The 25,694-nt window shown below is 32.3% G+C and carries 26 protein-coding genes and 1 pseudogene; 19 read left to right on the forward strand and 8 right to left on the reverse strand.

Annotated elements, in window-relative coordinates; all coding sequences use genetic code 11:
* Positions 1-2 precede the first annotated feature (2 nt).
* From EU96_RS03245 to EU96_RS03235, 3 genes are read left to right on the forward strand one after another with little or no spacing between them, the layout of a single operon-like run.
* A complete protein-coding gene (locus EU96_RS03245) occupies positions 3-767 on the forward strand; it encodes a metal ABC transporter ATP-binding protein (protein ID WP_032526899.1) in 765 nt (254 codons plus the stop codon).
* Positions 768-780: 13 nt separating this feature from the next.
* The gene (locus tag EU96_RS03240; RefSeq protein WP_032526900.1) at positions 781-1,656 is read left to right on the forward strand and encodes a metal ABC transporter permease; all 876 of its coding nucleotides are present in this window, start codon (positions 781-783) and stop codon (positions 1,654-1,656) included.
* The gene (locus tag EU96_RS03235) at positions 1,656-2,822 is read left to right on the forward strand and encodes a DUF4336 domain-containing protein (RefSeq protein ID WP_032526901.1); all 1,167 of its coding nucleotides are present in this window, start codon (positions 1,656-1,658) and stop codon (positions 2,820-2,822) included. Before EU96_RS03240 ends, EU96_RS03235 begins: the two co-directional genes overlap by 1 nt.
* A 6-nt stretch (positions 2,823-2,828) precedes the next feature.
* On the opposite strand, the gene EU96_RS03230 is transcribed toward EU96_RS03235, so the two are convergent.
* Both EU96_RS03230 and lepB read right to left on the reverse strand, forming a co-directional pair.
* Entirely contained in the window at positions 2,829-3,164 is a 336-nt protein-coding gene (locus tag EU96_RS03230; protein ID WP_032526902.1) for a DUF760 domain-containing protein, read from the reverse strand.
* A 45-nt stretch (positions 3,165-3,209) separates the two neighbouring features.
* A complete protein-coding gene (lepB, locus tag EU96_RS03225; RefSeq protein ID WP_032526903.1) occupies positions 3,210-3,794 on the reverse strand; it encodes a signal peptidase I in 585 nt (194 codons plus the stop codon).
* 51 nt (positions 3,795-3,845) lie between these two features.
* Between lepB and menD the strand changes: the two genes are divergently transcribed.
* From menD to EU96_RS03205, 4 genes are read left to right on the forward strand one after another with little or no spacing between them, the layout of a single operon-like run.
* Positions 3,846-5,609, forward strand: a complete 1,764-nt coding sequence (menD, locus tag EU96_RS03220) for a 2-succinyl-5-enolpyruvyl-6-hydroxy-3-cyclohexene-1-carboxylic-acid synthase (protein WP_032526904.1) — start codon at positions 3,846-3,848, stop codon at positions 5,607-5,609.
* 38 nt (positions 5,610-5,647) lie between these two features.
* The gene (gene menB, locus EU96_RS03215) at positions 5,648-6,505 is read left to right on the forward strand and encodes a 1,4-dihydroxy-2-naphthoyl-CoA synthase (protein WP_032526905.1); all 858 of its coding nucleotides are present in this window, start codon (positions 5,648-5,650) and stop codon (positions 6,503-6,505) included.
* A gap of 35 nt (positions 6,506-6,540) precedes the next feature.
* Positions 6,541-7,992, forward strand: coding sequence for a glycogen synthase GlgA (gene glgA / locus EU96_RS03210; protein WP_032526906.1), 1,452 nt, complete (start codon positions 6,541-6,543; stop codon positions 7,990-7,992).
* Positions 7,993-8,005: 13 nt separating this feature from the next.
* On the forward strand, positions 8,006-9,379 hold the full coding sequence (locus EU96_RS03205) for a UDP-N-acetylmuramoyl-tripeptide--D-alanyl-D-alanine ligase (protein ID WP_032526907.1): 1,374 nt from the start codon (positions 8,006-8,008) through the stop codon (positions 9,377-9,379).
* A 5-nt stretch (positions 9,380-9,384) separates the two neighbouring features.
* On the opposite strand, the gene glmU is transcribed toward EU96_RS03205, so the two are convergent.
* The 3 genes from glmU to aroA are packed head-to-tail and all read right to left on the reverse strand — an operon-like array spanning position 9,385 to position 12,998.
* The gene (glmU, locus tag EU96_RS03200; RefSeq protein ID WP_032526908.1) at positions 9,385-10,734 is read right to left on the reverse strand and encodes a bifunctional UDP-N-acetylglucosamine diphosphorylase/glucosamine-1-phosphate N-acetyltransferase GlmU; all 1,350 of its coding nucleotides are present in this window, start codon (positions 10,732-10,734) and stop codon (positions 9,385-9,387) included.
* Between the two features lie 25 nt (positions 10,735-10,759).
* A complete protein-coding gene (locus EU96_RS03195) occupies positions 10,760-11,665 on the reverse strand; it encodes a tRNA (5-methylaminomethyl-2-thiouridine)(34)-methyltransferase MnmD (protein ID WP_032526909.1) in 906 nt (301 codons plus the stop codon).
* Positions 11,666-11,681: 16 nt separating this feature from the next.
* Positions 11,682-12,998 carry a 3-phosphoshikimate 1-carboxyvinyltransferase gene (gene aroA / locus EU96_RS03190; RefSeq protein WP_193741342.1) on the reverse strand — a complete coding sequence of 439 codons (1,317 nt, stop codon included), beginning with the start codon at positions 12,996-12,998 and terminating at the stop codon, positions 11,682-11,684.
* A gap of 126 nt (positions 12,999-13,124) precedes the next feature.
* On the opposite strand from aroA, the gene EU96_RS03185 reads away from it, so the two are divergent.
* The 6 genes from EU96_RS03185 to acs all read left to right on the forward strand — a co-directional run bounded on the left by EU96_RS03185 (position 13,125) and on the right by acs (position 19,664).
* The gene (locus EU96_RS03185; protein WP_032527026.1) at positions 13,125-13,853 is read left to right on the forward strand and encodes a 2-phosphosulfolactate phosphatase family protein; all 729 of its coding nucleotides are present in this window, start codon (positions 13,125-13,127) and stop codon (positions 13,851-13,853) included.
* 30 nt (positions 13,854-13,883) lie between these two features.
* Positions 13,884-14,711: a carbon-nitrogen hydrolase family protein gene (locus tag EU96_RS03180; protein ID WP_032526911.1), complete on the forward strand. Its 828-nt coding sequence runs from the start codon at positions 13,884-13,886 to the stop codon at positions 14,709-14,711.
* The gene (locus EU96_RS03175; RefSeq protein WP_032526912.1) at positions 14,711-15,796 is read left to right on the forward strand and encodes an N-acetylmuramoyl-L-alanine amidase; all 1,086 of its coding nucleotides are present in this window, start codon (positions 14,711-14,713) and stop codon (positions 15,794-15,796) included. The genes EU96_RS03180 and EU96_RS03175 overlap by 1 nt, the downstream gene beginning before the upstream one ends.
* Positions 15,793-16,587 carry a glutamate racemase gene (gene murI / locus EU96_RS03170; protein WP_032526913.1) on the forward strand — a complete coding sequence of 265 codons (795 nt, stop codon included), beginning with the start codon at positions 15,793-15,795 and terminating at the stop codon, positions 16,585-16,587. The genes EU96_RS03175 and murI overlap by 4 nt, the downstream gene beginning before the upstream one ends.
* Before the next feature lie 27 nt (positions 16,588-16,614).
* Positions 16,615-17,586, forward strand: a complete 972-nt coding sequence (sds, locus tag EU96_RS03165) for a solanesyl diphosphate synthase (protein ID WP_032526914.1) — start codon at positions 16,615-16,617, stop codon at positions 17,584-17,586.
* 95 nt (positions 17,587-17,681) lie between these two features.
* A complete protein-coding gene (acs, locus tag EU96_RS03160) occupies positions 17,682-19,664 on the forward strand; it encodes an acetate--CoA ligase (protein ID WP_032526915.1) in 1,983 nt (660 codons plus the stop codon).
* On the opposite strand, the gene EU96_RS03155 is transcribed toward acs, so the two are convergent.
* On the reverse strand, positions 19,661-20,383 hold the full coding sequence (locus EU96_RS03155; RefSeq protein ID WP_032526916.1) for a DUF1350 family protein: 723 nt from the start codon (positions 20,381-20,383) through the stop codon (positions 19,661-19,663). The two genes, acs and EU96_RS03155, sit on opposite strands and share 4 nt — an antisense overlap.
* A gap of 130 nt (positions 20,384-20,513) precedes the next feature.
* Between EU96_RS03155 and EU96_RS03150 the strand changes: the two genes are divergently transcribed.
* Positions 20,514-21,293 (forward strand): 3'-5' exonuclease, encoded by a 780-nt coding sequence (locus EU96_RS03150; protein WP_032526917.1) that lies wholly within the window; start codon positions 20,514-20,516, stop codon positions 21,291-21,293.
* A gap of 30 nt (positions 21,294-21,323) precedes the next feature.
* Here EU96_RS03150 and EU96_RS10030 read toward each other — a convergent pair.
* Positions 21,324-21,738: pseudogene (locus EU96_RS10030) on the reverse strand (hypothetical protein).
* A 98-nt stretch (positions 21,739-21,836) separates the two neighbouring features.
* Between EU96_RS10030 and hisS the strand changes: the two are divergent.
* The 4 genes from hisS to EU96_RS03130 all read left to right on the forward strand — a co-directional run bounded on the left by hisS (position 21,837) and on the right by EU96_RS03130 (position 24,081).
* Positions 21,837-23,117 carry a histidine--tRNA ligase gene (gene hisS / locus EU96_RS03145; RefSeq protein WP_032526918.1) on the forward strand — a complete coding sequence of 427 codons (1,281 nt, stop codon included), beginning with the start codon at positions 21,837-21,839 and terminating at the stop codon, positions 23,115-23,117.
* Between the two features lie 140 nt (positions 23,118-23,257).
* Positions 23,258-23,410, forward strand: coding sequence for a hypothetical protein (locus EU96_RS10560; protein WP_241434572.1), 153 nt, complete (start codon positions 23,258-23,260; stop codon positions 23,408-23,410).
* Complete coding sequence (locus EU96_RS03135; protein ID WP_032526920.1) at positions 23,410-23,709, forward strand: TIGR02450 family Trp-rich protein; 300 nt, start codon at positions 23,410-23,412, stop codon at positions 23,707-23,709. The genes EU96_RS10560 and EU96_RS03135 overlap by 1 nt, the downstream gene beginning before the upstream one ends.
* A 135-nt stretch (positions 23,710-23,844) precedes the next feature.
* A complete protein-coding gene (locus tag EU96_RS03130; protein ID WP_032526921.1) occupies positions 23,845-24,081 on the forward strand; it encodes a hypothetical protein in 237 nt (78 codons plus the stop codon).
* Positions 24,082-24,119: 38 nt separating this feature from the next.
* Here the strand turns inward: EU96_RS03130 and EU96_RS10305 are convergent, their stop codons facing one another.
* Positions 24,120-24,296 carry a hypothetical protein gene (locus EU96_RS10305; protein WP_193741336.1) on the reverse strand — a complete coding sequence of 59 codons (177 nt, stop codon included), beginning with the start codon at positions 24,294-24,296 and terminating at the stop codon, positions 24,120-24,122.
* A gap of 329 nt (positions 24,297-24,625) precedes the next feature.
* Here EU96_RS10305 and EU96_RS03125 point away from each other — a divergent pair, with 329 nt between their 5' ends.
* On the forward strand, positions 24,626-25,684 hold the full coding sequence (locus EU96_RS03125; RefSeq protein ID WP_032526922.1) for a chlorophyll a/b binding light-harvesting protein: 1,059 nt from the start codon (positions 24,626-24,628) through the stop codon (positions 25,682-25,684).
* Positions 25,685-25,694 lie beyond the last annotated feature (10 nt).

A 25,694-nucleotide genomic window follows, 5' to 3' on the forward strand; every position in this document is an offset into this window, starting at 1 on the left:
ATATGGAAAAACTTCATTATCAAAACTATAGGATTTATGCAGAAAATATATGCGTAGACTATAACGGCAAAGTTGCATTATATGATGCCAATTTAAGATTAAAACCTGGTCAAATTTGTGGATTGGTAGGAATGAATGGTGCAGGTAAAACAACCTTTTTTAATGCATTGACTGGCTTTGTTAACATTTCTAAGGGGAAAATAAGAATAAATGGAGAGTCTTTAAGGTCTGCTCAGAAAGATCAGACAATAGCTTATGTTCCTCAAAGTGAAGGTATTGATAGTCAATTCCCTGTAAATGTTTGGGATGTTGTAATGATGGGAAGATATGGTTCGATGAATGTTCTCAGGTGTCCAAGAGAATCTGATGTTCAGGCTGTTAAAGATGCTATTGAAAGGGTTGACCTGACCGATTTTTTATCTACACCAATTGGTAATTTGTCTGGAGGTCAAAGGAAAAGAACTTTTTTAGCCAGAGCAATTGCACAAAGAGCATCAATATTATTGCTGGATGAACCCTTTACGGGAGTTGATATAAGAACTGAGAAACTAATTTCGGAATTATTTATTCAGTTTAAAAATGAGGGTAAAACAATTTTATTATCTACTCATGATATGATTCATGTTCGCGAAGTTTGTGATTTGGTCCTTTTAATAAACAAAACAGTTGTTGCATATGGGGAGACCTCTGAAGTATTTACACCTGAAAATATAACAAGTACCTTTGGTGGGATCTCTCCTGATGTTTTGTTTGGGCCTGAGTCATAAAAAATAATTATTTATGGAGTTCTTTTTATTCTCTAGTATAAATACATTCTTAACAGATCCTTTAACTCATGATTTCATGAGAAAAGCTTTATTTATGAGCTCTTTAGTTGCGGCTGTTTGTGGGTTTTTATCTAGTTATTTAACTCTCAAAGGTTGGGCTTTAATGGGCGATGCCGTATCACATTCAGTAATGCCTGGAGTTGTTGTAGCTTATGCTTTGGGACTCCCTTTCTCATTGGGTGCATTTATATTCGGAGTAGGTTCTGTAGCGCTTATAGGATTTGTTAAACAAAAATCGAGAGTTAAGGAAGATACTGTTATTGGGTTAGTCTTTACAGGCTTTTTTGCTCTTGGAATAGTTTTAGTTTCTAAGATCAAAAGTAATATTGATCTCCACTCTATTCTTTTTGGAAGTCCATTAGGCATATCACTATCTGATGTGAAGCAAACGGTATTGATTTCTTTGTTGGTAGTAATACTTTTATCAGTTTTTAGGAAAGATTTAATGCTTTACTGTTTTGATCCTAGACATGCAAAAACTGTGGGAATTAATGTCCATTTCTTACATTATTTACTTCTTACATGCTTATCTTTAGCGGCCGTTGTTGGTTTGCAAACGGTTGGAATAATATTGGTAGTTGCAATGTTGATAACTCCAGGCGCTACTGCATACTTACTTACTGATCAATTTGATAATATGACCATTATTTCAGTATTAAGCGCCATTATCTCAAGTTTAATAGGTATTTATTGTAGTTTTTGGTTCGATCTTGAAACCGGAGGTTCTATAGTCTTAGCCCAAACTTTTATATTTTTATTTGCTTTTTTGTTCGCTCCTAGATATGGAATATTCAAGTTTAAAAAATTATTTGCTGGGTATAAACGATAATGGAAGAAGACATCTTAAATAAAAAGTGGTATTGGTGGCCATTATTTCCTTTATATCCATATGGAAAAAAGAAAACAATTTTAAGAGAATTAATTCCTAATCAAATATGGTCTTTGGAACAAATACAGGGCCTTTATTACGTTGCCGTTCCAATAAGAATGACGGTGATAAAGGTTGATAATGGATTGATGCTAATAAATCCACTACCTCCCACAAAAGAATTAATAAATGATTTAAAAAAATTAATTGCGATTCATGGCAAGGTAAAAACAATAATTCTCCCAAGTGCCTCTGGACTAGAACATAAAATAGGACTTCCAGCGCTTTCAAGAATATTTAGAGATGCAGAAATTTGGCTTTGTCCTGGACAATGGAGCTTTCCTATAAATCTACCACTAGATTTTTTAGGAATTCCATCAAAAAAAACAAGAATACTTTTTGAGGAAGGTACTCCACATACAGATTCCTTTAAATGGTCTTCATTAGGCCCGCTTAATTTAGGACTTGGAAGATATCAGGAGATAAGCTGTTTTCATTATTCTACGAAAACTCTTCATGTAACAGACGCAATAGTTGGAATAGACTCCACTCCACCTGAGATATTTAATTTTGATCCAACTCCACTTCTTTTCCATTCTAGAGAGAGAGGAGATGAACCTTTGATTGACACTATTGAACAAAGAAAGAAAGGGTGGAAAAGGTTAATCTTATTTTCATCTTTTTTGAAACCAGGTAAATTAAATATTCCACCTTTAAAAGAAATTTTTAAGTATTCATTCAAAAAAGATCTTAGAAATTGGAGATCTCATTTCGGTATTTATCCCTTTTTATGGGACGAAGATTGGGAATCCTCGCTTGTTGAAATTATGGGTAAAGATATTCCTAAGATTCAAATTGCACCAGTTTTACAAAAATTAATTTTTCCACGTTCAAAAGAGGTGTTAATTAAATGGTTAGAAAATATCAAGACTTTTAAAGATATGGAATATTTAATTCCAGCTCATTTTACGGCACCTATAAAATTTACAACAGAGGACTGTCAAAAATTAATTAATGAAATTAATTCCCAAAAATGGGATAAAGCACCAGAGGATAATAAATTTCTGATTGGATTATATAAAAAGTTGTTTGAACTAGGAATAATTCCTGAAGAAGTTAATCTTTAAAATGTATTATTCGTCAATAGACATGTTTTCATCATTTTTAAGAGTTTGTTCTAGCTCTTTTCTTTGCTCCATTTGTCTTAAGAAATATCCTGTCATCATTGCAGAAGATAATAAATTGGCAATGTTGTCTTTTGAAGATGTTATTTTTACATCAAATTGATCTGAAGGGAGCATGCCAAGAAGACCTTGAACATTATGTCTAATAATTTCTTGAATATCTTCACTGGCTGATTTTGCTACTCTTTGCAAAACTTCAGGGGATTGTTTTTGTAAATATTGGATTAAATCATTCTCATCATTTGGATCATTATTTTCAGTAGCAAGAAATTCTGGATTAAACATTTCTTAAACTTCAAGATATACAAACCCTACAACATCAAGTACCCATTAAACTAAATTATTAAGGGCAGGGAACCGAATAGGTCCAATTTTATTGAACGGCCAATATCTAAAAATAGCTTTACCAATAATCTTTTCATAGGGTAAAAATCCCCAAATATGTGAGTCCATACTATTGTTTCTATTATCACCCATCACCCATAATGACTCTTTTGGAACAATAAAAGGGCCTATAGAATAATTAATATTTTTGTCAAAAGCGTAATTTTCTTGAGGGATATCATTTAAGTAAAGGTTACCATCTCTTACTTCTACCTTGTCTCCAGGTATCCCAATTACTCTTTTTATTAATGCAGTATCTGCTTCATAACCAGCAATAATTAATTGGTCTGGAACCTTAAAAACAACTATTTTATTTTTTAATTTTGAAAGATTTGATTTGGATGTGATTTTTGGGGTTACTTTCTCAACAAGAATTTTATCTTGTATTTGAAGAGTGGGAAGCATTGAACCGGATGGAATCCATCTTGGCTCTATAACCTGCCATCGTATAATCAAAGCAATAGATATCCAAATTAAAAGATTTTTTAAATCCTTAATTATTGAATTTCTTTTTTCTTCAGTTGGGGACATTTTTTATTTAATTCAGTTATAAGGAAAAATCCCAAAGCATTTATATAAATTATGACATCATCCATTGAATGCAAAAATTTTTTAAAAAGTCTACAACTTTTAAACCTTCTTGTAAAAATTGGAGTTCAAAATTTAATAATATGTCCAGGTAGTAGATCAGCACCTTTAGCCATAGCTGCAGGAGAATTAAGTAAATTAGGACTGGTAAATATTTTTAATTCAATAGATGAGAGATCTGCAGGATTTCACTCTCTTGGGATTTCTGCTGCATCTGGCAATCTTTCTTTGGTTATTACAACTTCTGGAACTGCAGTAAGTAATTTATTGCCAGCGGCAGTTGAGGCTGACCGATCTTGTAAAGGTCTTATATTTATTACAGCTGATAGACCTTTAAGGTTAAAAGATTGTGGGGCTAATCAAACAGTAAATCAAGAAGAATTTTTGAGTTCAGTCTGCAGAAGAGTTTTAAGTACAAATCTCAATGGGCTCCATGAAACAGAAGATAATGAGATTCTAAATTTAGTGCGAATTATTGAGGAACAAATATCGATCTTCCCTGGTCCTTTCCATGTAAACATTCCTATCGATAAGCCTCTAGATATTTCTTTTTTAAATAAAAAAAATGTTTTAGAGATTTTTAAGAAGATTTATTTAAAGAAAAAATATGTTTTTCATGAAGTTGAAATAAAGTCTCATGAAAACAAATTCTTAGAAATTTCAAAAAGTCTAAATTTAGATGAATCAGGCATTATTTTGGTAGGTCCCTATCAAGGTTCTATAAATGACTTATCTTCTTTCAATAAATCTTTAGAAAAATTACAAGAAATTACTGGTTGGCCAGTATTTGCTGATCCTATTTCAGGTGTTTATTCTGATTTGAGAGGGTTAGTTATGAATTGGGAATTAGTCTTAAGAAAAAATAAGAATTTAATCAATTGTCATCAACTTTTGAGGCTTGGACCCATGTCATCCTCAATTGATTTGGAGAAGTTTTTAACAACCTTCGAAGGGGTACAAATTCTTATCAAGGAAAAAAACCATAGAAAATTGGACCCTATAAAAAAATCATTTGAATATGAGTTTGGGTTGAAAGATTTTGTTGATAGATTTTTAGGAGAATTATCAATTAACAAGAAAAATAATAAGTCTCTAAGTCCTTTAGCTCTTCATCTAATAGTGGCAGGAGAGCAAATTAAGGAGATTTTAAAAGAGAAAATTAATAGTAATAATCAAATTACTGAGTATAAGATTGCAAATCTTGTACCAAAAATATGGCCAGCTAAAAATCCTATTATGCTCTCTGCAAGTAGCCCAATTAGAGATTGGCTTACATTTTCTGAGAATAGTACTTTAACAAGAAATTGTTTCAGTTTTAGGGGGGCATCTGGAATAGACGGTACTTTATCTCTTGCATTAGGAATTTCTAGAATTAAGAATCCTCTTCTTCTTGTGACTGGAGATTTGGCTTTTGTTCATGATATAAATGGCTGGCTTGTTGAAAATTCAGTCGACTTGAATTTAACAATCCTTTTAATAAATAATAATGGTGGAAATATATTTAATCGTATTTATAAAAATAATCTAAAAGATGATGAATTAAAAAAACTATTTCTTATGCCTAAAGAAATAAACTGGGCAAAACTAGCAGATGGATATCAAGTAAAGTTTAAAAGCGTGACAAATTTTAAAAAATTACGAGAGGCATTCGAATGGAGCATTTCTATCCGGAAATCTGTAATAATTAAAGTTGATATTGATCCGGAGAATGAAATTAGTGAAAAAAATGCCCTTCTAGAAAAAATAATTGGCAGTTAAATTTTTTTTAAATTTCTATTTTGGAATAATTAGGATTCATGAAAGTCTTACCTGGGAAAACAACTTTAAATTGGTCACAATGTAATTCTTATGAGGATATATTGTTGCATAAATCAGATGAGGGAATTGCGAGAATCGCAATTAATCGGCCTGAAAAAAGAAATGCATTTAGACCTCAAACTGTAGATGAACTTATTAGTGCATTTAATATCGTGAGAAATGATGAAAATATTGGAGTAGTTCTTTTTACAGGTGCAGGACCTGATAAGAAAGGTATTTATTCTTTTTGTTCTGGAGGTGACCAGAGTGTTAGAGGTGATAATGGATATGAAAATGATGATGGGAAACAGAGATTAAATGTACTTGAACTTCAAAGATTAATAAGAAGTTTGCCTAAAGTGGTTATCGCCTTAGTTCCTGGTTTTGCAATTGGAGGAGGCCAGGTACTTCATTTGATTTGTGATCTCAGTATCGCCTCAGAAAATGCAATATTTGGTCAAACAGGTCCAAAAGTTGGCAGCTTTGACGGGGGATTTGGATCTAGTTATTTGGCTAGAGTTGTTGGTCAAAGAAAAGCGAAAGAAATTTGGTTTTTATGTAGAAAATATAATTCCAAGGAGGCTCTTGAGATGGGCTTGATAAATGCAATTACAAAGATTGAAGAATTAGAAGCTGAGGGTGTAATCTGGGCAAGAGAGATTTTACGAAATAGTCCAACAGCTATTCGTATTCTTAAAGCTTCATTCAATGCCGAGAATGATGGAATTGCGGGTATTCAAGAATTATCTGGATACACAACTCAATTATTTTATTCGACTAAAGAAGCTCAAGAAGGTAGAGATGCCTTTCTTGAAAAACGTCCACCTGATTTTTCTGACTATAAGTGGACTCCCTAGGGACTTTTTAAAAAGAACTTTTTTAATAACTATCAATGAGAATTCTTCTTGCTGCTGCCGAATGTGCTCCAATGATCAAAGTTGGAGGTATGGGAGATGTGGTTGGTTCGTTGCCTCCATCTTTGATCAAACTTGGTCACGATGTAAGGGTAATAATTCCAGGCTATGGAAAATTGTGGAGTCTTTTAGAGGTATCGAATGAACCAGTCCTCAGAGCAAATACTATGGGAACTGATTTTGCTGTGTATGAAGCAAAACATCCAATACATAATTATGTGATTTACCTAGTTGGTCATCCAGCATTTGACTCTGACCAAATATATGGAGGGGAGAATGAGGATTGGCGCTTTACATTTTTTGCCAGTGCTACTGCAGAATTCGCTTGGAATTGTTGGAAACCTCAAGTTCTTCATTGCCATGATTGGCACACTGGAATGATTCCTGTATGGATGCATCAGGACCCTGAAATTAGCACTGTTTTCACAATTCATAATTTAAAATATCAAGGACCTTGGAGATGGAAACTAGAAAAAATGACTTGGTGTCCTTGGTATATGCATGGAGACCACACAATGGCTGCTGCAATGTTGTACGCAGATAGAGTAAATGCTGTTTCTCCAACTTATGCGGATGAAATTAAAACCCATGAATATGGAGAAAGTCTTGAAGGATTACTTAATTACATATCAGGTAAATTACGGGGCATTCTTAATGGCATAGATTTAGATGAATGGAATCCAGCCAAAGATCCTGTTTTGCCCGCAAAATTTAGTCTTAAGAATTTAGAAAATAGGCTAGAAAATAAGAAAATTCTTCAAAGAGAAATGGGTCTTGAGGTGAATTCTAAAAAATATCTTTTAGGTATGGTTAGTAGGTTGGTTGATCAGAAAGGAGTTGACTTACTTTTACAAGTTTCAAGAAGACTTTTAGCATATACAGATTCTCAAATAGCTGTTTTAGGGACTGGAGATAGATATTTAGAATCTGGATTATGGCAACTAGCCTTGGATTACCCGGGCAGATTTTCAGTATTCCTTACCTATGATGATTCTCTATCAAGACTGATCTATGGTGGCTCTGATGCTTTCTTAATGCCCAGCAGATTTGAACCTTGTGGGATTAGTCAATTACTTGCTATGAGGTATGGATCTATTCCAATAGTTAGGCGAGTTGGAGGTTTGGTTGACACAGTTTTACCTCATGACCCAGAAAATAATAGTGGCACAGGTTTTTGCTTTGATCGCTTTGAACCAATAGATTTCTACACTTCTTTAGTAAGGTCTTGGGAAGCCTTCAGGCATAAAGATAGTTGGGAATTACTACAAAAAAGAGCTATGAGCCAAGAGTTTAGTTGGCAAAGATCAGCTCTTGAATACGAAATTATGTATAAAGATGTTTGTGGAATAAAGGAACCATCACCAGATATTGATGAAGTTAAAAAGTTCTCTTACGGACAATCAGCTGATCCATCTTTAAAAAAAGTATGAGTTTAATATTTTAATGGACCTTTCTTTATCTGAATTAAATGATGTTTTGGGTCATATTAAAAATATAGGCAAGAAAAAATACGATTCTTTAAATTTTAAAAATATAAGTATAGATAGTAGAACTCTATTAAAAGATGATCTTTTTATAGCTATCGAAGGTAAAAATTTTGACGGACACAGCTTTCTTTCAGAGGTTTTAAAGAAAGGAGTTGAATCAGTAGTCATTAAAGAAGGTATGCAGAAATTCCTTCCTGATGATTTCCCTTATTGGGTTGTTAGTGACACTTTAGAGGCATTTCAAAAATTAACATTGCTCAAAAGAAAAAAATTAAATATCCCAGTTATTGCAATAACTGGTTCAGTGGGTAAAACAACAACAAAAGAAATGATTGGTGAAGTTTTAAAGAAACTTGGAAAAATCAAAATATCTAATGCAAATTTCAATAATGAGATTGGGGTTGGTCTTACTATCCTTGAAGCAGATATAGAAGATAAAGTTTTGGTCCTCGAGATGGGTATGAGAGGTCTTGGACAGATCGAAAATTTATCTAGATATAGTGAACCTGATATTGCAGTAATTACTAATATTGGGACAGCACATATTGGATTGTTGGGCTCAAAAAAGAATATTACTTTTGCAAAGTGTGAAATTACTAAGTTTTTAAATCCAAATGGAGTTGTGATAATACCAGGAAACGATCCTTTCCTTGAGGAAACTTTAAAAAAAGTCTGGAAAGGTAGACTTATAAAAGTAGAGTTGTTAAATGTAGAAAATCAGAAGAAGCGTTTTAATAAAGATGATAAATTGAGAGGATTTTATAATCCATCGAAGAAAACAATTCTGATAGAAGAAAATACCTTTGAAATCTCACTTAGCGGATTGCACAATGCTTCAAATTTCTTATTTGCTTATGCAGTTGCAAAGGAGCATAATATTAGTTTTGCTAGTTTTAATAAGTTCAATTTCGCAAGTTTAGAAGGAAGGAATAAAATCCTTAAATCAGTTAAAACAACGATATATGATGAATCATATAATGCCTCTCCAGAATCAGTAAAAGCATGTATAGAGAACCTTTTAGAAAAACCAAGAAATCATTTTTTTATCTTTGGAAGTATGCAAGAATTGGGAAAAGAGTCTGAAAAATATCATAGAGAAATATTCAACTTAATAAATAATTCAGACATAGAAAAATGTTTATTTATTTGTGATAAAGAAAAAGAAATTTTTTATTATAATTTTTTAAAAGATGAGGAGAAATTTTTAGTTTTAAACAATATTGAGGATGTACCTAAAGAAATAAATAAATTCACAAAAAAAGGTGATTCTATCCTTATAAAAGGTAGCAGATTTTGGGAGCTTGAAAAAATTATTAAATTAATTAATTAATTTAATCATGACATCTTTGTTTTCCAATTATCTACATTTATTTGCTTAGTTCTTGAGATTGCTAATGAATTATCTTTAGCATCTTCTGTGATAACTGAACCAGCACCTGTTGTTACTGATTCCCCTAGATTTATTGGTGCCACAAAAACTGTGTTTGCTCCAATACTGGAATTTTTGCCTATTTTTGTTTGATGTTTTTTCTGGCCATCAAAATTTGCAGTAATAGTGCCTGCTCCAATATTTGTAGATCCTCCAATAATAGAATCACCAATATAACTTAGATGGTTTACTTTAGATTCTTCCTCTAGTTGACTATTTTTGATCTCAACAAAATTACCTATTTTGCTATGGGAAGATATTTTGGAATTAGGTCTTATATGACTATAAGGGCCAATTTTTATATGATCCATTATCTGAGAATCATAAACAGTAGAGTTTGAAATTTCACAATTTAATCCCACATTAGAATTCTCAATAAAAGTATTTGGACCAATAATGCAATGACTATTTATTTTCGTATTTCCTCTTATATGTGTATTAGCCTCTATGATTACATCCTTACCAATTTCAGCTTCTTCACTAATTGAACAACTTGCTTTATTTATAAAAGTTACACCATTAAGCATATGTTTTTCTTTAATTGAATTCTGAATACATTCCTCGCACTCTGATAGTTGAATTCTGTTATTAATTCCTTGAAGCTCTCCATTATCCTCTACCTCGAGACTTGAGGAATTTTTTAGCAGAGATATTGTATCTGTTAAGTAAATCTCTTTTTGATTATTATTGCTTTGCAAGGTATTAATTATTTCTGATAAGTTACCCCAGTTAAAACAGTAAACACCTGCATTGATTAATGGATTTTCTCTTTCCAGATCATTGCAATCTTTTTCTTCAACAATTCTCTCTATAAAACTCCCCTTCAAAAAAACTCTGCCATATCCATGAGGATTTGTTTTCTTTGTGGTAATTAAAGAAACATCAGTATCTTTTGAATCGTGTAAATACAAAAGTCTTTTTAGAGTACTAGGCCTAATGAGTGGCACATCACCGTTTAGTACCAAAAGTTTTCCTTCATGTTTTTTTACTTCTCTACAAAGGACCTGGATAGCATGACCCGTTCCTGATTGAGGTTCTTGAATAACAACGTGGATTTTTTTATCTTTTGGGATCGAATTTTGTACTTCTTTTGATTTGTGTCCAGTAATTACGAAAATTTGATCAGGTTTTAATTCGACACATGAATCAATTACTCTTTGTAGAAGACTTTTGCCAGAAATTTTATGTAAAACTTTAGGCAATGAGCTTTCCATCCTGGTGCCCTTGCCTGCAGCTAATATCGCAACACTTAACATGTTTATTTAAAATCCTTATTTAAATCTAACTCTTAACGGATAACTTCGTCATTTTCCACTTCTCTCTCCATTTTTTTGTAGGTTCTAAATTAGATAATGATTGCTCCTTCAATCTTTGCTTAATAATATCGTCTTTACTTGAGTTTAAATTTTGATCTCTATATGGAATACCCGCCTTAGTGAAGAGATGTTCCTCTTCCATTAAAGATAACTTTTCAAAATTGAAATTAGATTTCAATTCATTCTTATCAAATTTTGATATTGCGACAGTTCCCTGACTCCAAAAAGTTCTGTTTTTAAAACTTGGCTTAATAGTAAAAATTTCTAATCCAAGATTTCTTAAAGTTTTTCTTACTGCCGCTGAAGAAGAATAAGTTATTAAATAACCCTGAGAATTAAGATTTTCTGTGACTTTAGATAAAAATTCAATTGTCCATAATTCTGGGCATTTTTGAGGTGAAAAACCATCTAAATAAATCAGATCGAATTTAATAGATGAAGGAATAATTTTGATTTTTTCTCTAGCATCACCCCACAAAACACTGCATTTAAAAAATTGATCTTCAAAGTAATCTTTACGATACAATGATTCAAATATTGTTCTGACTTTTGGAGCCCATAATTTAAGGAAAGATTCATTTCTAAGCGAATATTCAAGAGGCTTTTTATCAATCTCCAACGCATACAAATTTAAATATGATTTTTGTTTAATTAATTCATCTAATAAAGAAGCGGAATTGTATCCTAAACCAAAACATATATCCAAAACATTTAGAGATTTACCCTTAAATCTTTGCAAATTAGAAGTAGCTGTAAACTTTGACTTTGTTTCCTCCAATGCGCCAAATAAACTATGGAAGTTCTCTTGAAAAAACGCACTTCTTAAAGAGTAACTGCCATCTTTAGTTAAAACTTCTATTAATTGAGACAAAAACTTTTTAATTTAGTTAATTAGTTAGTTTGGCCAGCTCTTCCCAAAAAGTGGGATACGAGACGCTAGCTGCATCTGCCCTCATTATTTTTGAGGTGCCTTTAGCAAGAAGTGAAGCAATAGCAAGACTCATCGCTACTCGATGATCTGTCTCACTGTCTACCTCCGCAGAATGAAATTTTGATTGTCCATTAATAATTAACCCATCCTCTTTTTCTGTTATTTCAGCACCGAATTTTTGTAACTGTCGTGCCATGACTTTTAATCGATCTGTCTCCTTAACTCTTAATTCTTGTGCATCTTTAATTTCAGAAACTCCATCACAAAAACAGGCAGCCACAGTAAGGATAGGAATTTCATCTATAAGTTTTGGGAGAATATCTCCTTCAATAGTGAATGATCTTAAGTTATTTGACGTCTTTACTTTAATAGATCCAATAGGTTCACCTGCAATAGTCGATTTATCTAAAATCTCATAATTGCAACCCATTGAATCCATTACATTTAAAATCCCTGTTCTAGTCGGATTTAATCCGACATTCTGAATTAAAACCTCTGAATTTGGAACAATAGATGCAGCAATCATCCAAAAAGAAGCAGAGCTTATGTCCCCTGGAATCAATATTCTCTGGCCAATTAAGTTGCTCCCTGACTTGATAACTACATTTCTTCCTAATTCTCCTCTGATACTGATGTCTGCTCCAAATGCTTTTAACATTCTTTCAGTATGATCTCTTGAAGATGCTGGTTCAATAACAGAGGTTGTTCCAGAAGCTTTGAGGCCTGCTAATAAGATTGCCGATTTTACTTGAGCGCTCGCTACAGGGGTTCCAATAACACATCCTTTTAGTTGATTCCCATCAATTGAGATTGGAGCTTTGTTTCCTTTTTCTCTCCCAAAAATTTTGCCACCCATCAACGATAATGGTTTACCCACTCTCCCCATTGGCCTTTCATTGAGAGAAATATCCCCTGTTAAGATAAAATTCTTGCCTTCTTGACCAGCAAGTAACCCCATTAATAATCTCATGGTGGTTCCCGAATTCCCACAATTTAGAATCTCTTTGGGCTCTTTTAATCCATCAAGACCTAATCCTGAAATCGTAAAAGGCTCATTTTTTTTTATTTCTGGTATTTTTACACCTAATTTCCTAAGACAATCAGCAGTTGAAAGTGGATCTTCAGAATATAAAAACCCCTCAATAGTCGTCTCACCCTTAGCAATACTGCCTATTATAAGAGCTCTATGAGAAATAGATTTATCTCCGGGTACTTTTACATTTCCTCTTAAATTAACTCCACCTTTTATAGTGCGGATATTATTCATTTTCAAATTAAATACTTGATAAGATTTCTGTAAAAACAAATTAGTTATATATTATCAATAAGTTTGTTTTAAAAAAAAAATAATCAAATTAAGTAACTGTTTTCTATAATAAGAGAAGAGAAGGATTTGATTATTAATCTTACTTATTATCACGTTGCAAAGGATGTTCCGGAAACAAATCCAGACATTGCAGTAGTCATTGATGTTTTAAGAGCTACAACCACAATTTCTTGGGCTTTAAAAAATGGAGCTGATTCAATACAAGTTTTTGCAGATTTAGATTTATTGAAAGAATCTGCAATAAAGTGGCAAGTTGAAAAAAGACTAATGCTTGGAGAGAGAGGCGGAAAGAAGATTGAGGGCTTTGATTTAGGAAATTCTCCTTTATCAGTTACAAAAGAACTTGTTAATGGTAAAAGACTATTTATGAGTACGACTAATGGGACTAAATCATTGCAAAAAGTTCAAAATGCTAAGCATTTATTTGCTATGGGTCTCCCAAATAGGAATGCAGTTGCCGAAAAAATCATTTCATTAGAAACAGAAAATCTTTTAATACTTGGTAGTGGTTGGGAAGGCTCTTATTCACTTGAGGATTCGTTAGCTGCTGGTGCTTTGGCTTCATATCTAAAACAGAACTGTAATTTTGAAATTAATATTATGAATGACGAATTACAATCGGCTCTAGCACTTTGGGATTTTTGGAAAAATGATATTTTGAAATGTTTAAAAACAGCAACTCATGGCAAAAGATTGACAAGTCTTGGAGATTATGAGGATGATTTTAAATGTTGCTCTGAACTTGATTGCTTAGATATCGTTCCTGCGCAAGTTGAAAGAGGTGTAATTCGTGCCTCATGATTTACGAATTGGTTTACTAGGAGTAATTTTTTGACTGATTTTTTGGTAGCTGCATTGCAAATTACAAGCACTTCTAATGTTGAAGCAAATTTTGTTCAAGCGGAAGAACAGATTGAACTAGCAGCTCGAAGGGGTGCTGAGTTAATCGGATTGCCTGAGAATTTTGCTTTTTTAGGAGAAGATGACGAAAAACTTAGATTGGCTTCTGAATTGTCAACGAAGTGTACAAACTTCCTAAAAACTATGTCACAGCGATATCAAGTTTTTCTTTTGGGAGGAGGACATCCTGTTCCTGCCGGTGATGATAGACATACTTTAAATAGATCAGCACTTTTTGGAAGAGATGGACAGGTTTTGGCAAAATATGACAAAATCCATTTGTTTGATGTTGATTTGCCAGACGGAAATTTATATAAGGAATCTTCTACTATTTTGTCTGGAGAGGAATATCCACCGGTTGTAGATGTTCCAGGTTTATGCAAAGTTGGATTATCGATTTGCTACGATGTTAGATTCCCTGAACTTTATAGATATTTGTCTTCGAATGGTGCCGAACTAATTATGATTCCCGCAGCTTTTACCGCATTTACTGGGAAAGATCACTGGCAAATTCTATTACAAGCAAGGGCGATTGAGAATACAACATATGTAGTTGCCCCAGCTCAAACTGGGATTCATTACGGAAGAAGGCAAAGTCATGGCCATGCAATGGTAATTGACCCATGGGGCACTGTCTTATCTGATGCTGGAAAAACTCAGGGAGCTGCCATAGCTCCGGCTGATAAACAAAGAGTAAAGAAAATTAGGGAGCAGATGCCAAGTCTTAGACATAGAAAAAACAAATTGTTTTCAAACTAATGTCAAAGTTTTTAAATAATAAACTTTTCCGTTATTTATCTGTTTGTTTATTTTTAAATTCTTCGATCCTCCCAGTGAATTCTTTAAGTGCTCTAGCCGCATGGGAGTTAAAAACTAATGGGGTTTTAGAATTAAGAACTAAATCAAATACAAATTTAAAAGCATACTTTCAGAAGGCTAACCAAATATATGGTGATCGATTCTGGGTAGATTTCCCTGGGGAATTAAAAAATCCTAGAACAATAAAAGGTAATGGTCCAATAAAAGAGATTAGATTAGGTAAACCAAATAATGGTAAAACAAGACTAGTTATCGAATTTAAGGAAAAAACTAGATTGACCCCTTTGACCTGGAGGATGGTTGGCTTAAATCAAAATATGTGGAGAATAAAACTTTTTACACCAAAATATTCGTTTAAGAAGATTGGTGAAGGTTTAGTTGAAAATAAAAAAGGAAATATTCAATCAAATCAAAACTCAAGTTATGTGAAGAAAAAGGGTAATGATTATTGGAAATTTCCAAAAGTAAAACAAAACAAATTTTCGGTTGTTCTAGATCCTGGGCATGGAGGGACAGATCCAGGAGCAATAGGTATTGGAGGAATAAGAGAAACAGATGTTGTACTCGAGGTTTCTAAAATAGTTGAAAAGTTACTATCTGAGAATGGTGTCAAAGTAAGGTTAACAAGAGAAAATGAAGTTAATTTGGATTTACCTCCAAGAGTTTCCTTTGCAAATAAAATCAATGCGGATATCTTTATAAGTATTCATGCAAACGCTTCAAGAGGTAAAAGAAGGGATATTAATGGGTTGGAAACTTTTTACTATAGAGGGTGGAGAGGTAGGTTACTAGCTAAAGGAATTCAAAAACAAATTCTAAGAGTTTCCCCCGGTAGTCCTGATAGAGGAGTTAAACAAGGTAGATTTTACGTAATAAAAAATACTAGGATGCCTGCAGTTCTTGTAGAGATTGGATTCTTAACAGGCAGATTAGATGCAAGAAGATTAGATAAAAAGTTACATCGTAAGAGAATAGCGTATGCAATTGCAAAAGGTATCCTTGAATATCTTTCTAAAGTAGGGTGAAACTTAAAATAGGTATATTTGACAGTGGTATAGGTGGTTTTACTATCCTTATTTCTTTACTAAAAAAACGTAAAGACGTGGAAGTTTTTTATTTGGCTGACACAAAAAGAATCCCTTTTGGAAATAAAAATTTTAATGAGATAAGAACCATTGCAAAAGAAATTTGCACCTTTTTTGAAGATAAAAATTTGGATGCGCTTTTAATCGCTTGTAATACTACAAATGCATGCGCACTTGATATTCTAGAAAATAAATTAAGAATCCCTTGTTTTGATCTTATAAACTCAGTTTCAGAAATAGTTAATAAACAAATAATTGGTGTCTTGGCAACACAAACAACAGTTAAATCATCATATTACAAAAATGCTTTAAGTTCTAAAAAAGAGAATTTGAAAATATTTCAGCAAGAATGTCCAGAATTTGTATCAGAAATTGAGAAAGAAAAGCTGAATTTTATTAAATTAAATTATCTTTCGGATTTGTATTTAAGACCACTATTAAATGAAAATATTCAAGAATTAATACTTGGATGTAGTCATTATCCATTAATTTATGACCTTTTAAGAAAAAAAATAGACTCTAATATAAAAATTATTGATCCATCAGAAGCGTTAATAAAAAAATTTAATGAATCTTTTGCTATTCCAAAAACTGACCGCTATGAAAGTCTTTCTTACGAAAGTATAAAATTCTTTGTTACTTCAGATAAAGATGAATTTTCAAAAAAAGTAAAACTTTGGCTTGCAATTAATAAAGAAATTAGGGTTGTTAACCTCCGAAGCAATGTTTGATTACTTAATATATACAAGAGGTCAATCATGAATACAGTAACAGAACTACTACAGCCAGTTGAAAATGATCTTGATGATCTTATTCTTGAACTGAAAAAACTAATAGGAGCTGGTCATCCAATTCTTCAAGCCGCAGCAGAGCATTTATTCAGTGCTGGTGGTAAAAGGCTGAGACCAGGCATCGTTTTATTAATTTCAAAAGCAATATCCCCTGAATTTTGTTTAACAAGTAAACATAAAAGGCTTGCCGAAATAACAGAAATGATTCATACAGCCTCATTAGTTCACGATGATGTTGTTGATGAGGCCTCTACAAGAAGGGGGGTAGACACAGTTCACAGCAGATTCAATACAAGAGTTGCTGTTTTAGCAGGTGACTTTTTATTTGCTCAAGCAAGTTGGCACTTAGCAAATCTAGATAATGTAAATGTAGTTAAATTACTTAGTAGAGTAATAATGGATTTAGCAGAAGGTGAAATTAAACAAAATTTAAATAGATTTGATTCAGCTCAATCTTTTTCCAAATATATCAATAAAAGCTACTGCAAAACTGCATCATTAATAGCAAATAGTTGTAAAGCAGCTGGAGTTTTGAGTAATCTTAATGATCAAGAGTTAACCTCGTTGTACAATTTTGGCAAAAATATTGGTTTAGCTTTCCAAGTAGTAGATGACATACTTGACTTTACCGGAAACGATAAACAGCTTGGAAAACCTGCTGTAAGTGATCTTGCTAGTGGGTATCTTACTGCACCAGTTTTATATGCATTAGAAGAAAATAAGAAATTATCTGTTCTTATAAACAGAGAACTTGCTGAAAAAGATGATTTAGATGATGCTCTCAATATTATTATGAATTCTAAAGCCATCCAAAGTTCCAGAAAACTAGCTGAGGATTTTGCGATGCTTTCTAAAGAAGCCATAGTTTGGCTTCCTGATTCAGAATACAAGAGAGCTTTGTTGGCTCTTCCAGAATTTGTTCTCAGTCGTATCTATTAGATCTAATAAAAATAAATCTTTCCAGCTAAATTAATATTAAAATTTTTGAAATACATAAATTCTTCGACTAAATTTATTAATAATATAATTATTTAATGACATTAGATAAAAAAAATTCAATCAATAACATCCTCGAAGAAAAGAGAATTTTCCCTCCTTCAAAAGAATTTGCAGAAAACTCAAATATTAGATCTCAAAAAGAATTACTTAGTCTCAAAAAAGACGCATTAGATAATCCAATTCAATTTTGGAAATCTTTTGCAAATTCTGAATTGGATTGGTTCGAGCCATTTCAAACTGTATTAGATAGCGATAATGCACCCTTTTTTAAGTGGTTTAAAGAAGGGAAACTTAATATTACATATAACTGCTTAGATAGACATATTCAGAGGGGGCTTGGAGAGAAAACTGCACTGATATGGGAAGGTGAACCAGGAGATAGCAGAAAATATACTTATGAACAACTTCTAAAAGAGGTATGCAAAGCAGCTAATGCATTAAAAGCTATTGGAGTAAAAAAAGGAGAGTTGGTATGTATTTATATGCCAATGATTCCTGAGGCAATGTTTGCGATGTTAGCTTGTGCAAGAATTGGAGCGCCACATTCAGTTGTTTTTGGGGGATTTTCATCAGAAGCTTTAAAGGATAGATTAATTGATGGAAATGCCAAATTTGTCATAACTGCAGATGGGGGATTTAGAAAAGATAAGGTAATTGAGCTTAAGCAAGCAGTTGATTCTGCAATTAATAGTGGTGCAGATAAAGTTGTTGAAAAAGTAGTTGTTGTTCAAAGAACTAAAAAAAATATTTCCATGGTTGATGATAGAGATTTTTGGTGGCACGAATTATTAAAAGATCAAAAAGAATGGTGTGAACCCGAAATCATGAATAGCGAAGATAGACTTTTTGTTCTTTATACTTCGGGATCTACTGGAAAACCAAAAGGTGTAGTTCATACTACGGGTGGTTATAATCTTTGGTCCCATTTGACATTTAAATGGATTTTTGATGTAAAAGATAATGATATTTACTGGTGCACTGCTGATGTTGGTTGGATCACAGGTCATAGTTATATAGTTTATGGGCCTTTATCCAATGGCACTACAACGTTAATGTTTGAGGGAGTACCAAGGCCTTCTAATCTAGGAGCTTTTTGGGAAATTGTTGAGAAATATAAGGTCTCGATTTTTTATACTGCTCCAACAGCAATAAGAGCATTTATGAAGTCTGGACGTGAAATTCCTGATAAATATAATCTAGAGAGTCTTAGACTTTTGGGCACAGTTGGAGAACCAATTAATCCTGAAGCATGGATGTGGTACAAAGATGTTATTGGTAAAAATAAATGTCCTATAGTTGATACTTGGTGGCAAACTGAAACTGGTGGTGTGATGATAAGTCCTTTGCCTGGAGTTGTTGCCACAAAGCCAGGTTCAGCTACTTACCCCTTGCCTGGAATTGAAGTTGAAGTCGTTGATAAGAATGGAGATAAGGTAATGGAGAATGAAGGAGGTTATTTAATTATTAAGAAGCCTTGGCCAGGAATGATGAGAACAATTCATGGAAACTCGAAGAGGTATTTGGAGAATTATTGGGAATATATTTCCTTTAAAGGAGAAAAGAATGTTTATTTCGCTGGAGATGGAGCACGCATTGATGAAGATGGATATATCTGGATTATGGGTAGAGTTGATGATGTGATAAGTGTTTCGGGTCATAGGTTAGGAACGATGGAAATAGAATCTGCTTTGGTAAGCCATAAATCAGTTGCAGAAGCGGCTGTCGTTGGAAGAAGAGACGATTTGAAAGGTGAAGTTATAGTTGCTTTTGTATCTTTAGAGAAAAATGTGAATAGTTCTTCAGAATTAGTGGAGGATTTAAAGAAACATGTTGTTAATGAAATTGGAATTATAGCCAAGCCCGAAAAAATAATAATTTCTGATTCTCTCCCAAAAACACGAAGTGGAAAAATTATGAGGAGAATTTTGAGATCTTTAGCTTCTGGAGAAAAAATTAGTGGTGATATAAGTACTCTTGAAGACAGTTCTGTTTTGGAAAAGTTGAAAGGAATATCCTAATAGGATTCATCAATTAAACAGGAAATTTTTTTTATAGTGTTTCTTTTGAAATCATCATCTGCCCAATCTCCTAAAAAGTTTTCTCTTAGTCCTGCACTAGCAATAATAGTGTGTGTACCCTTTAACATTATTCCCTTAGAGTTATCTTCTTTTCTTGCTTTAAGACAAGAAAATAGTTTATCTGTTTGATCTAATTCGTCTGAGTTGAATTTTATTAGAAAATTATTTTTTTGATTATAAGTTTTTTCAATTATGCGTAAAGTTCTTTCTGGGCTGGGGCTGAATTCACTCTTGAATTCTAATTTTTGAGCCAGCTGTTTTAATAATGGAATTGATTCGTTAGCACTGAAGTTATTGAAACTAATTGATATGAACTTTTCGCAATTTCTTCCTCCATCTGGAGAAAGTAAATGAAGTTTACAGCCAAGGCTATGACCAATTCTTATTGAAGGAATTGATGCTCCTATTCTTTCTGATAAGTATTGTCGGCAATTCTTGAAATCCCTCCATGCATTAATAGCAAGTTGTTGGTGATCAAATTGTGGAGTGTACTTGTATGCATGAACTGCATAGTTTTTATTTATTAAGCTCTCTATAAATCTTCTATAGGTTAAATCTGGTTTAGAAGCTAGGTAACTTCCTCCGATAAATTCAACAATTTTTTTTGGATTTGAAGGCCAATAACAAAAATTGTTAAATTGATATTTTTTAAAAGTCATTTTTAAAAATTTATTTTTAAATTACAGAAAGTCTCAAAGATTATTTTCTATTCAAAATTGTTTAATTAATATTAATTTAAAAGAAATTTTTAATAAATGCGTCAAGATAAATGAGAGTGTTTTCAGCTAATTGGAACTATTTAACAAAAAAGAATTAAGTCAATTTAATTTTCTTCAAGATCAAATTAACATTAATCCCTCTAAAAAAAGTGTTACTAATCAAAATAAAAATATAGGAAAAATTTTAATTCTTGATACTGAAACAACAGGTTTAGATGAAAATAAAGATAAAGTGATAGAGATAGGTTGTATTTTGTTTGACGTTTCTTTTAAATGTGTACTTTCACAAGTCTCATTCTTATTCCCAGTTAAAAATAATGAAGCTGAACATATAAATGGTATCTCTGCAGAAGTAACTAATATTTCTCAACCATGGGAAGATGGATTGAATTTCTTTTTAAAACTTGTAGATTGTGCTGATTTTATTGTCGCGCATAATGTAGAGTTTGATAAAAAATGGTTTGGTAAAGGAAGATTACCTCAACTTAATAAGAAATGGATATGCAGCTTAGAGGATATAAATTGGTCTTCTCAAAAATCTCTAAAAAATAGACCTTCAGTAACTGATTTGGCTTTATCTTTTTCAATACCAGTTTGGAATTTACATAGAGCCTTATCTGACTGTTTTTACATATCTGAGGTTTTTAAAAAATGCGATAATTTAGAGGAACTGCTACTTAAAGCTACTGAACCAAGGTTTTTATACAAGGCATTAGTTAGTTATGAAGATAGGAGTTTAGCTAAAAATGCAGGTTTTAGATGGAATAGTCCTGTGAAAGGAGCTTGGTCAAGAAAATTAACTACTGATGAGGCAAAAAATCTTGATTTTAGGGTAGAGATTTTAAATTAATATTTAATTAATTTTTGACTAAGAAACTTTTTAGTGCATTTTACAGGGCATCCATTTACTTCCCATTTTATGTGCTCCAATACATCCGAATTTTGAGGCGGCCTTCTCAGCTTCTTCTTTGGTGTTAAATAGATCTGATATTATATTTTCCTTATTTGTATTAGAAATCTGTTTAGAATAATTATGATCATGGTTTTGAGAATTAGGCGAGTACTCCCATAGTAGTAATACCGGCGGAGATAATTCCCATGCCAACTACTGATAAATTGACTATTCCCATTGCTACAGCTCCAAAAGAAAAAACACCCATTGGAACTATACCGATACTTATAACTCCCATTGGTACTATTCCTATTGAAATAATACCAAGAGGTGCTATTCCAAAAGCAATTTTTTTTGGTTTTGTACCACAATGTTGACTCTCTTTATTTTTATTAATTTCCAATAGTTTTTCTAAATGGTAAATTAAAGTTGTCTCACAGAACAACCAATCAAAATTTAATTTCTATCTAAATTAAAAATTTTGAATTATTTTCTAGAACTTTGAATAACTTAAAAAATCTTAGAGGAACGGTAGACCTCTTACCTGATCAATTAATAAAGTGGCAAAATGTTGAGAAGATTGTATTGGAGCAGCTTTCAAGATCATCTATCAAAGAAATAAGAACACCTATATTGGAGATGACTGAATTATTTATAAGAGGAATTGGTCAAGAAACAGATGTTGTTAGTAAGGAAATGTACACATTTTTGGATAGAGGGGAGAGATCTTGCACTCTAAGGCCTGAAGGAACGGCCTCCGTCGCAAGAGCTTTAATACAAAATGGAATTGCCTCTAATCCTCTTCAGAAACTGTGGTACATGGGCCCCATGTTTAGATATGAAAGACCTCAAGCAGGTAGGCAAAGACAGTTTCATCAGTTAGGGGTTGAGTTTATAGGATACGAATCAGTGAGGAGTGATGTTGAAATTATTGCTTTAGCTTGGGATATCTTAGGAAAATTAGGAATAAAAGAACTTAATCTTGAAATAAATACCTTGGGTGATCTTAATGATAGATTAAATTTTCAAAAATCTTTTTTGAAGTGGCTAGAAATAAATAAAGACTCTTTAGATTTAGATTCTCAGAATAGAATTAATAAAAATCCTTTAAGGATTTTAGACTCGAAGAATATTCAGACAAAAAAAACCCTTGAAAATGCTCCAAGATTATTTAATTTTTTGTCTGAAAAAAGTCATAAAAGATATTCAGACTTAAAAAAACAATTGAAGGTTTTACACATACCCTTCGTGGAAAACTTTAATCTAGTAAGAGGTTTGGATTATTACACCCATACAGCCTTTGAGATTACTAGTGGGGCTCTAGGCTCCCAAGCTACAGTTTGCGGAGGAGGTAGATATGACGATTTAATAAAACAAATGGGAGGGCCCAACACCCCTGCAATTGGATTTGCTGTTGGTTTAGAAAGATTAATATTACTAGCTGGGAAAGAGCTTGAAGTCCCAAGAAATACTGATATTTATATTATTAATCAAGGATTAATTGCTGAATCATTTGCTATGGATCTATCTAGAAAATTAAGAAATTATGATTTATTAGTTGAATTAGATTTAAGTGGAGCCTCTTTCTCTAAACAATTTAAAAAGGCAAATAAACTAAAATCCAAAAGTATTATTATTATTGGTGATGATGAGGCAACTAATAAAGAATTTATTATAAGGCTGTTTGATAAAGAAAGTTTTGAAAATAAAGAAGAGGTTATATCTTTTGAGAATGATATTAAATTAGAAAAGTGGCTAAATATTAACTTGCTTGAAAAGTGATGTTCTTCAAGTTTATGATAATTTTTCTTTTTACATTTATTTTCTTTAATTTAAGAAATTTTCTTAAATTAAAAATAAAAAAAAAAGTTTTTAAAGCTAAAAAGTTAACAACTTTTAATAAGAAGAATCTAAATAATTGGATGAATTTAACTAAAAAAGAAAGATATAAATTATCAAATCAAGAATCAGGTAACTATCTAAACAAAAGAAAAATTTTATTAGATAAAATTAGAAAAGAATATAAAAAAATATCTAGCGAAAATTCTGAAGAGAATATTAAAGAAAAAAAATAATGGAAAATTTCTGGACTTCTAACAAACCCATAAATGGATTAAGACATTTTATCTTGGTCAATGTTATAAAAGAAAAAGGAAATATGATTCTTTTGATGGTTTCTGTCATTGATTCTGAAATTAATTTAAAAATTACTTACCAAGAATTAATAAATAGTGGAAATTGGGTCAAGGGTTGGATCAATCTTCCTAAGTTTGAATCAATTACTGAAGAATATGGTAGTTATAAATCCAGCAATAACCCTGAAGGTATCGATGAGGTATTTGTTAATGATGATTCGTTATTTAATATTTCTTAATTTGACATAAACCTTTTAAATCATTTTTATCTGTAAATAAAAGGTTTTTATTAATTAATAATTAATTAAAAAGTTTTACCCCTTTCAAAAAAATAAATTTAACGTTATCAAGGATTAATAATATTTCTTAATCCAATGTTAGTAGGGGATATATGGAGCTCATCTGAGTTGACCGCAGAAAAATTAGGAATAACTGAAATTAAACTTTCTTTTTTGCGTGAAAATGGAATACTCAAGCCTGGAATTCATTGGAAAAGCTCTCCTCTCGGTCAGAAAAAACCTTGGAAGCCAAAAGCACTTTATAATATAAATCTGTGCAGAAAAATTATTAATAAATTTTATTTTGAAGATAACGTTAATATTGCAGCCTAAATATTTTTTGAAAATTTATTAGAAAATATATAAAATCTTTATTCGATTAGATTTTCATCCTTACATTCAATTAGAGTGGTTTGCAAAGTTGGATATAAGTTAATCATTTTTATATATTGTTGTGATTTTCTGTAGGATTTAGCAGCTTTTTTGTAATGAACTTCTGATTTCATTTCTAGTGAAATTTTTCTAGAAGACTCTTGAGAAGTAGTCATAATAATAGATGTCTTATTTCTTATTTAATAATTGTTTGAGAATGAGGCAATAAACAGGATGGTTTAATGAAACAAAACATCATTTTTTGTCAGCAAAAAGAAATTTATCAAAAAAATTTGAATCGAATAATACTTATTTTTTTATTTGGAATTCTCAATATGACTATAATTTTACTGCTTAAATCTAACTTCTTTGGGGTTAGATTTTTAAGAAAATCATCTTAGTTATTTATTACTAGAATTAATAACCTTTACAATTTTGTTGTGAATCCAACTGTTTGTTGAAATTTCAAGTATTCTCGAAACGTTTAAGCTTAATAAATTCCTAAATGCAAACCTATGGAAATCCAGATGTCACCTACGGATGGTGGGCTGGTAATTCAGGTGTAACGAATCGCACAGGAAAATTCATTGCTGCGCATATTGCGCATACTGGATTAATCGCTTTCTGGGCTGGTGCTTTCACCCTTTTTGAACTTTCACGATTTGACCCCTCTATCCCTATGGGTCATCAACCTCTTATCGCCCTTCCTCATTTAGCAGCCCTTGGAATAGGGTTTGACGCTAATGGGGTTGCAATGGGAGATACTAAACCTGTAGTAGTAATTGCTATCGTCCACTTAATTTTATCAATGGTTTATGCCGGTGGAGGACTTTTACATTCAGTACTATTGCCAGGAGATTTACAAGAAGCTGATTTAGAAAAAGCAAGAAAATTCAGCCTTAGTTGGGATGATCCAGATAAATTAACATTTATACTTGGACATCATTTAATTTTCTTTGGTGTTGCCTGTATTTGGTTCGTAGAATGGGCTAAATGGCATGGTATTTATGACCCTGCTCTTGGTGCAGTTAGACAAGTTGAATATGATTTGAATTTGTCACATATATGGAATCATCAGGTTGATTTCTTAACTATCGATAGTCTTGAAGATGTTTTAGGTGGTCATGCTTTCTTAGCCTTTGTTGAAATCACTGGTGGTGCTTTCCATATTGCTACAAAGCAAGTTGGAGAATACACCAAATTCAAAGGTAAAGGACTTCTTTCCGCTGAGGCTGTTCTTTCATGGTCTCTAGCAGGAATTGGTTGGATGGCAATTATTGCTGCTTTCTGGAGCGCTACTAATACAACAGTTTATCCAACTGAATTCTTTGGTGAGCCACTTCAATTGAAATTTAGTATTTCTCCATATTGGATTGATACTGCTGATCTTCCACAAGGTGAGTACACAAACAGAGCATGGTTGGCAAATGTTCACTACTATTTTGGATTCTTCTTTATCCAAGGTCATCTTTGGCATGCTCTAAGAGCGCTAGGTTTTGACTTTAAGAGAGTTACAAATGCAATTGGTAACATTGATAATGCTACTGTTACGCTAAAAGACTAAATCTAATTAA

Origin of the sequence: Prochlorococcus marinus str. MIT 9302 (genome assembly GCF_000759975.1) — a bacterium.
Taxonomy (GTDB): domain Bacteria; phylum Cyanobacteriota; class Cyanobacteriia; order PCC-6307; family Cyanobiaceae; genus Prochlorococcus_A; species Prochlorococcus_A marinus_M.

Coding starts and splice junctions, on each gene's coding strand:
- EU96_RS03245 (WP_032526899.1), top strand. CDS start 3: ATGGAAAAACTTCATTATCAAAACTATAGGATTTATGCAGAAAATATA.
- EU96_RS03240 (WP_032526900.1), top strand. CDS start 781: ATGGAGTTCTTTTTATTCTCTAGTATAAATACATTCTTAACAGATCCT.
- EU96_RS03235 (WP_032526901.1), top strand. CDS start 1,656: ATGGAAGAAGACATCTTAAATAAAAAGTGGTATTGGTGGCCATTATTT.
- EU96_RS03230 (WP_032526902.1), bottom strand. CDS start 3,164: ATGTTTAATCCAGAATTTCTTGCTACTGAAAATAATGATCCAAATGAT.
- lepB (WP_032526903.1), bottom strand. CDS start 3,794: ATGTCCCCAACTGAAGAAAAAAGAAATTCAATAATTAAGGATTTAAAA.
- menD (WP_032526904.1), top strand. CDS start 3,846: ATGACATCATCCATTGAATGCAAAAATTTTTTAAAAAGTCTACAACTT.
- menB (WP_032526905.1), top strand. CDS start 5,648: ATGAAAGTCTTACCTGGGAAAACAACTTTAAATTGGTCACAATGTAAT.
- glgA (WP_032526906.1), top strand. CDS start 6,541: ATGAGAATTCTTCTTGCTGCTGCCGAATGTGCTCCAATGATCAAAGTT.
- EU96_RS03205 (WP_032526907.1), top strand. CDS start 8,006: ATGGACCTTTCTTTATCTGAATTAAATGATGTTTTGGGTCATATTAAA.
- glmU (WP_032526908.1), bottom strand. CDS start 10,734: ATGTTAAGTGTTGCGATATTAGCTGCAGGCAAGGGCACCAGGATGGAA.
- EU96_RS03175 (WP_032526912.1), top strand. CDS start 14,711: ATGTCAAAGTTTTTAAATAATAAACTTTTCCGTTATTTATCTGTTTGT.
- sds (WP_032526914.1), top strand. CDS start 16,615: ATGAATACAGTAACAGAACTACTACAGCCAGTTGAAAATGATCTTGAT.
- acs (WP_032526915.1), top strand. CDS start 17,682: ATGACATTAGATAAAAAAAATTCAATCAATAACATCCTCGAAGAAAAG.
- EU96_RS03155 (WP_032526916.1), bottom strand. CDS start 20,383: ATGACTTTTAAAAAATATCAATTTAACAATTTTTGTTATTGGCCTTCA.
- EU96_RS10560 (WP_241434572.1), top strand. CDS start 23,258: ATGAATTTAACTAAAAAAGAAAGATATAAATTATCAAATCAAGAATCA.
- EU96_RS03135 (WP_032526920.1), top strand. CDS start 23,410: ATGGAAAATTTCTGGACTTCTAACAAACCCATAAATGGATTAAGACAT.
- EU96_RS03130 (WP_032526921.1), top strand. CDS start 23,845: ATGTTAGTAGGGGATATATGGAGCTCATCTGAGTTGACCGCAGAAAAA.
- EU96_RS10305 (WP_193741336.1), bottom strand. CDS start 24,296: ATGACTACTTCTCAAGAGTCTTCTAGAAAAATTTCACTAGAAATGAAA.
- EU96_RS03125 (WP_032526922.1), top strand. CDS start 24,626: ATGCAAACCTATGGAAATCCAGATGTCACCTACGGATGGTGGGCTGGT.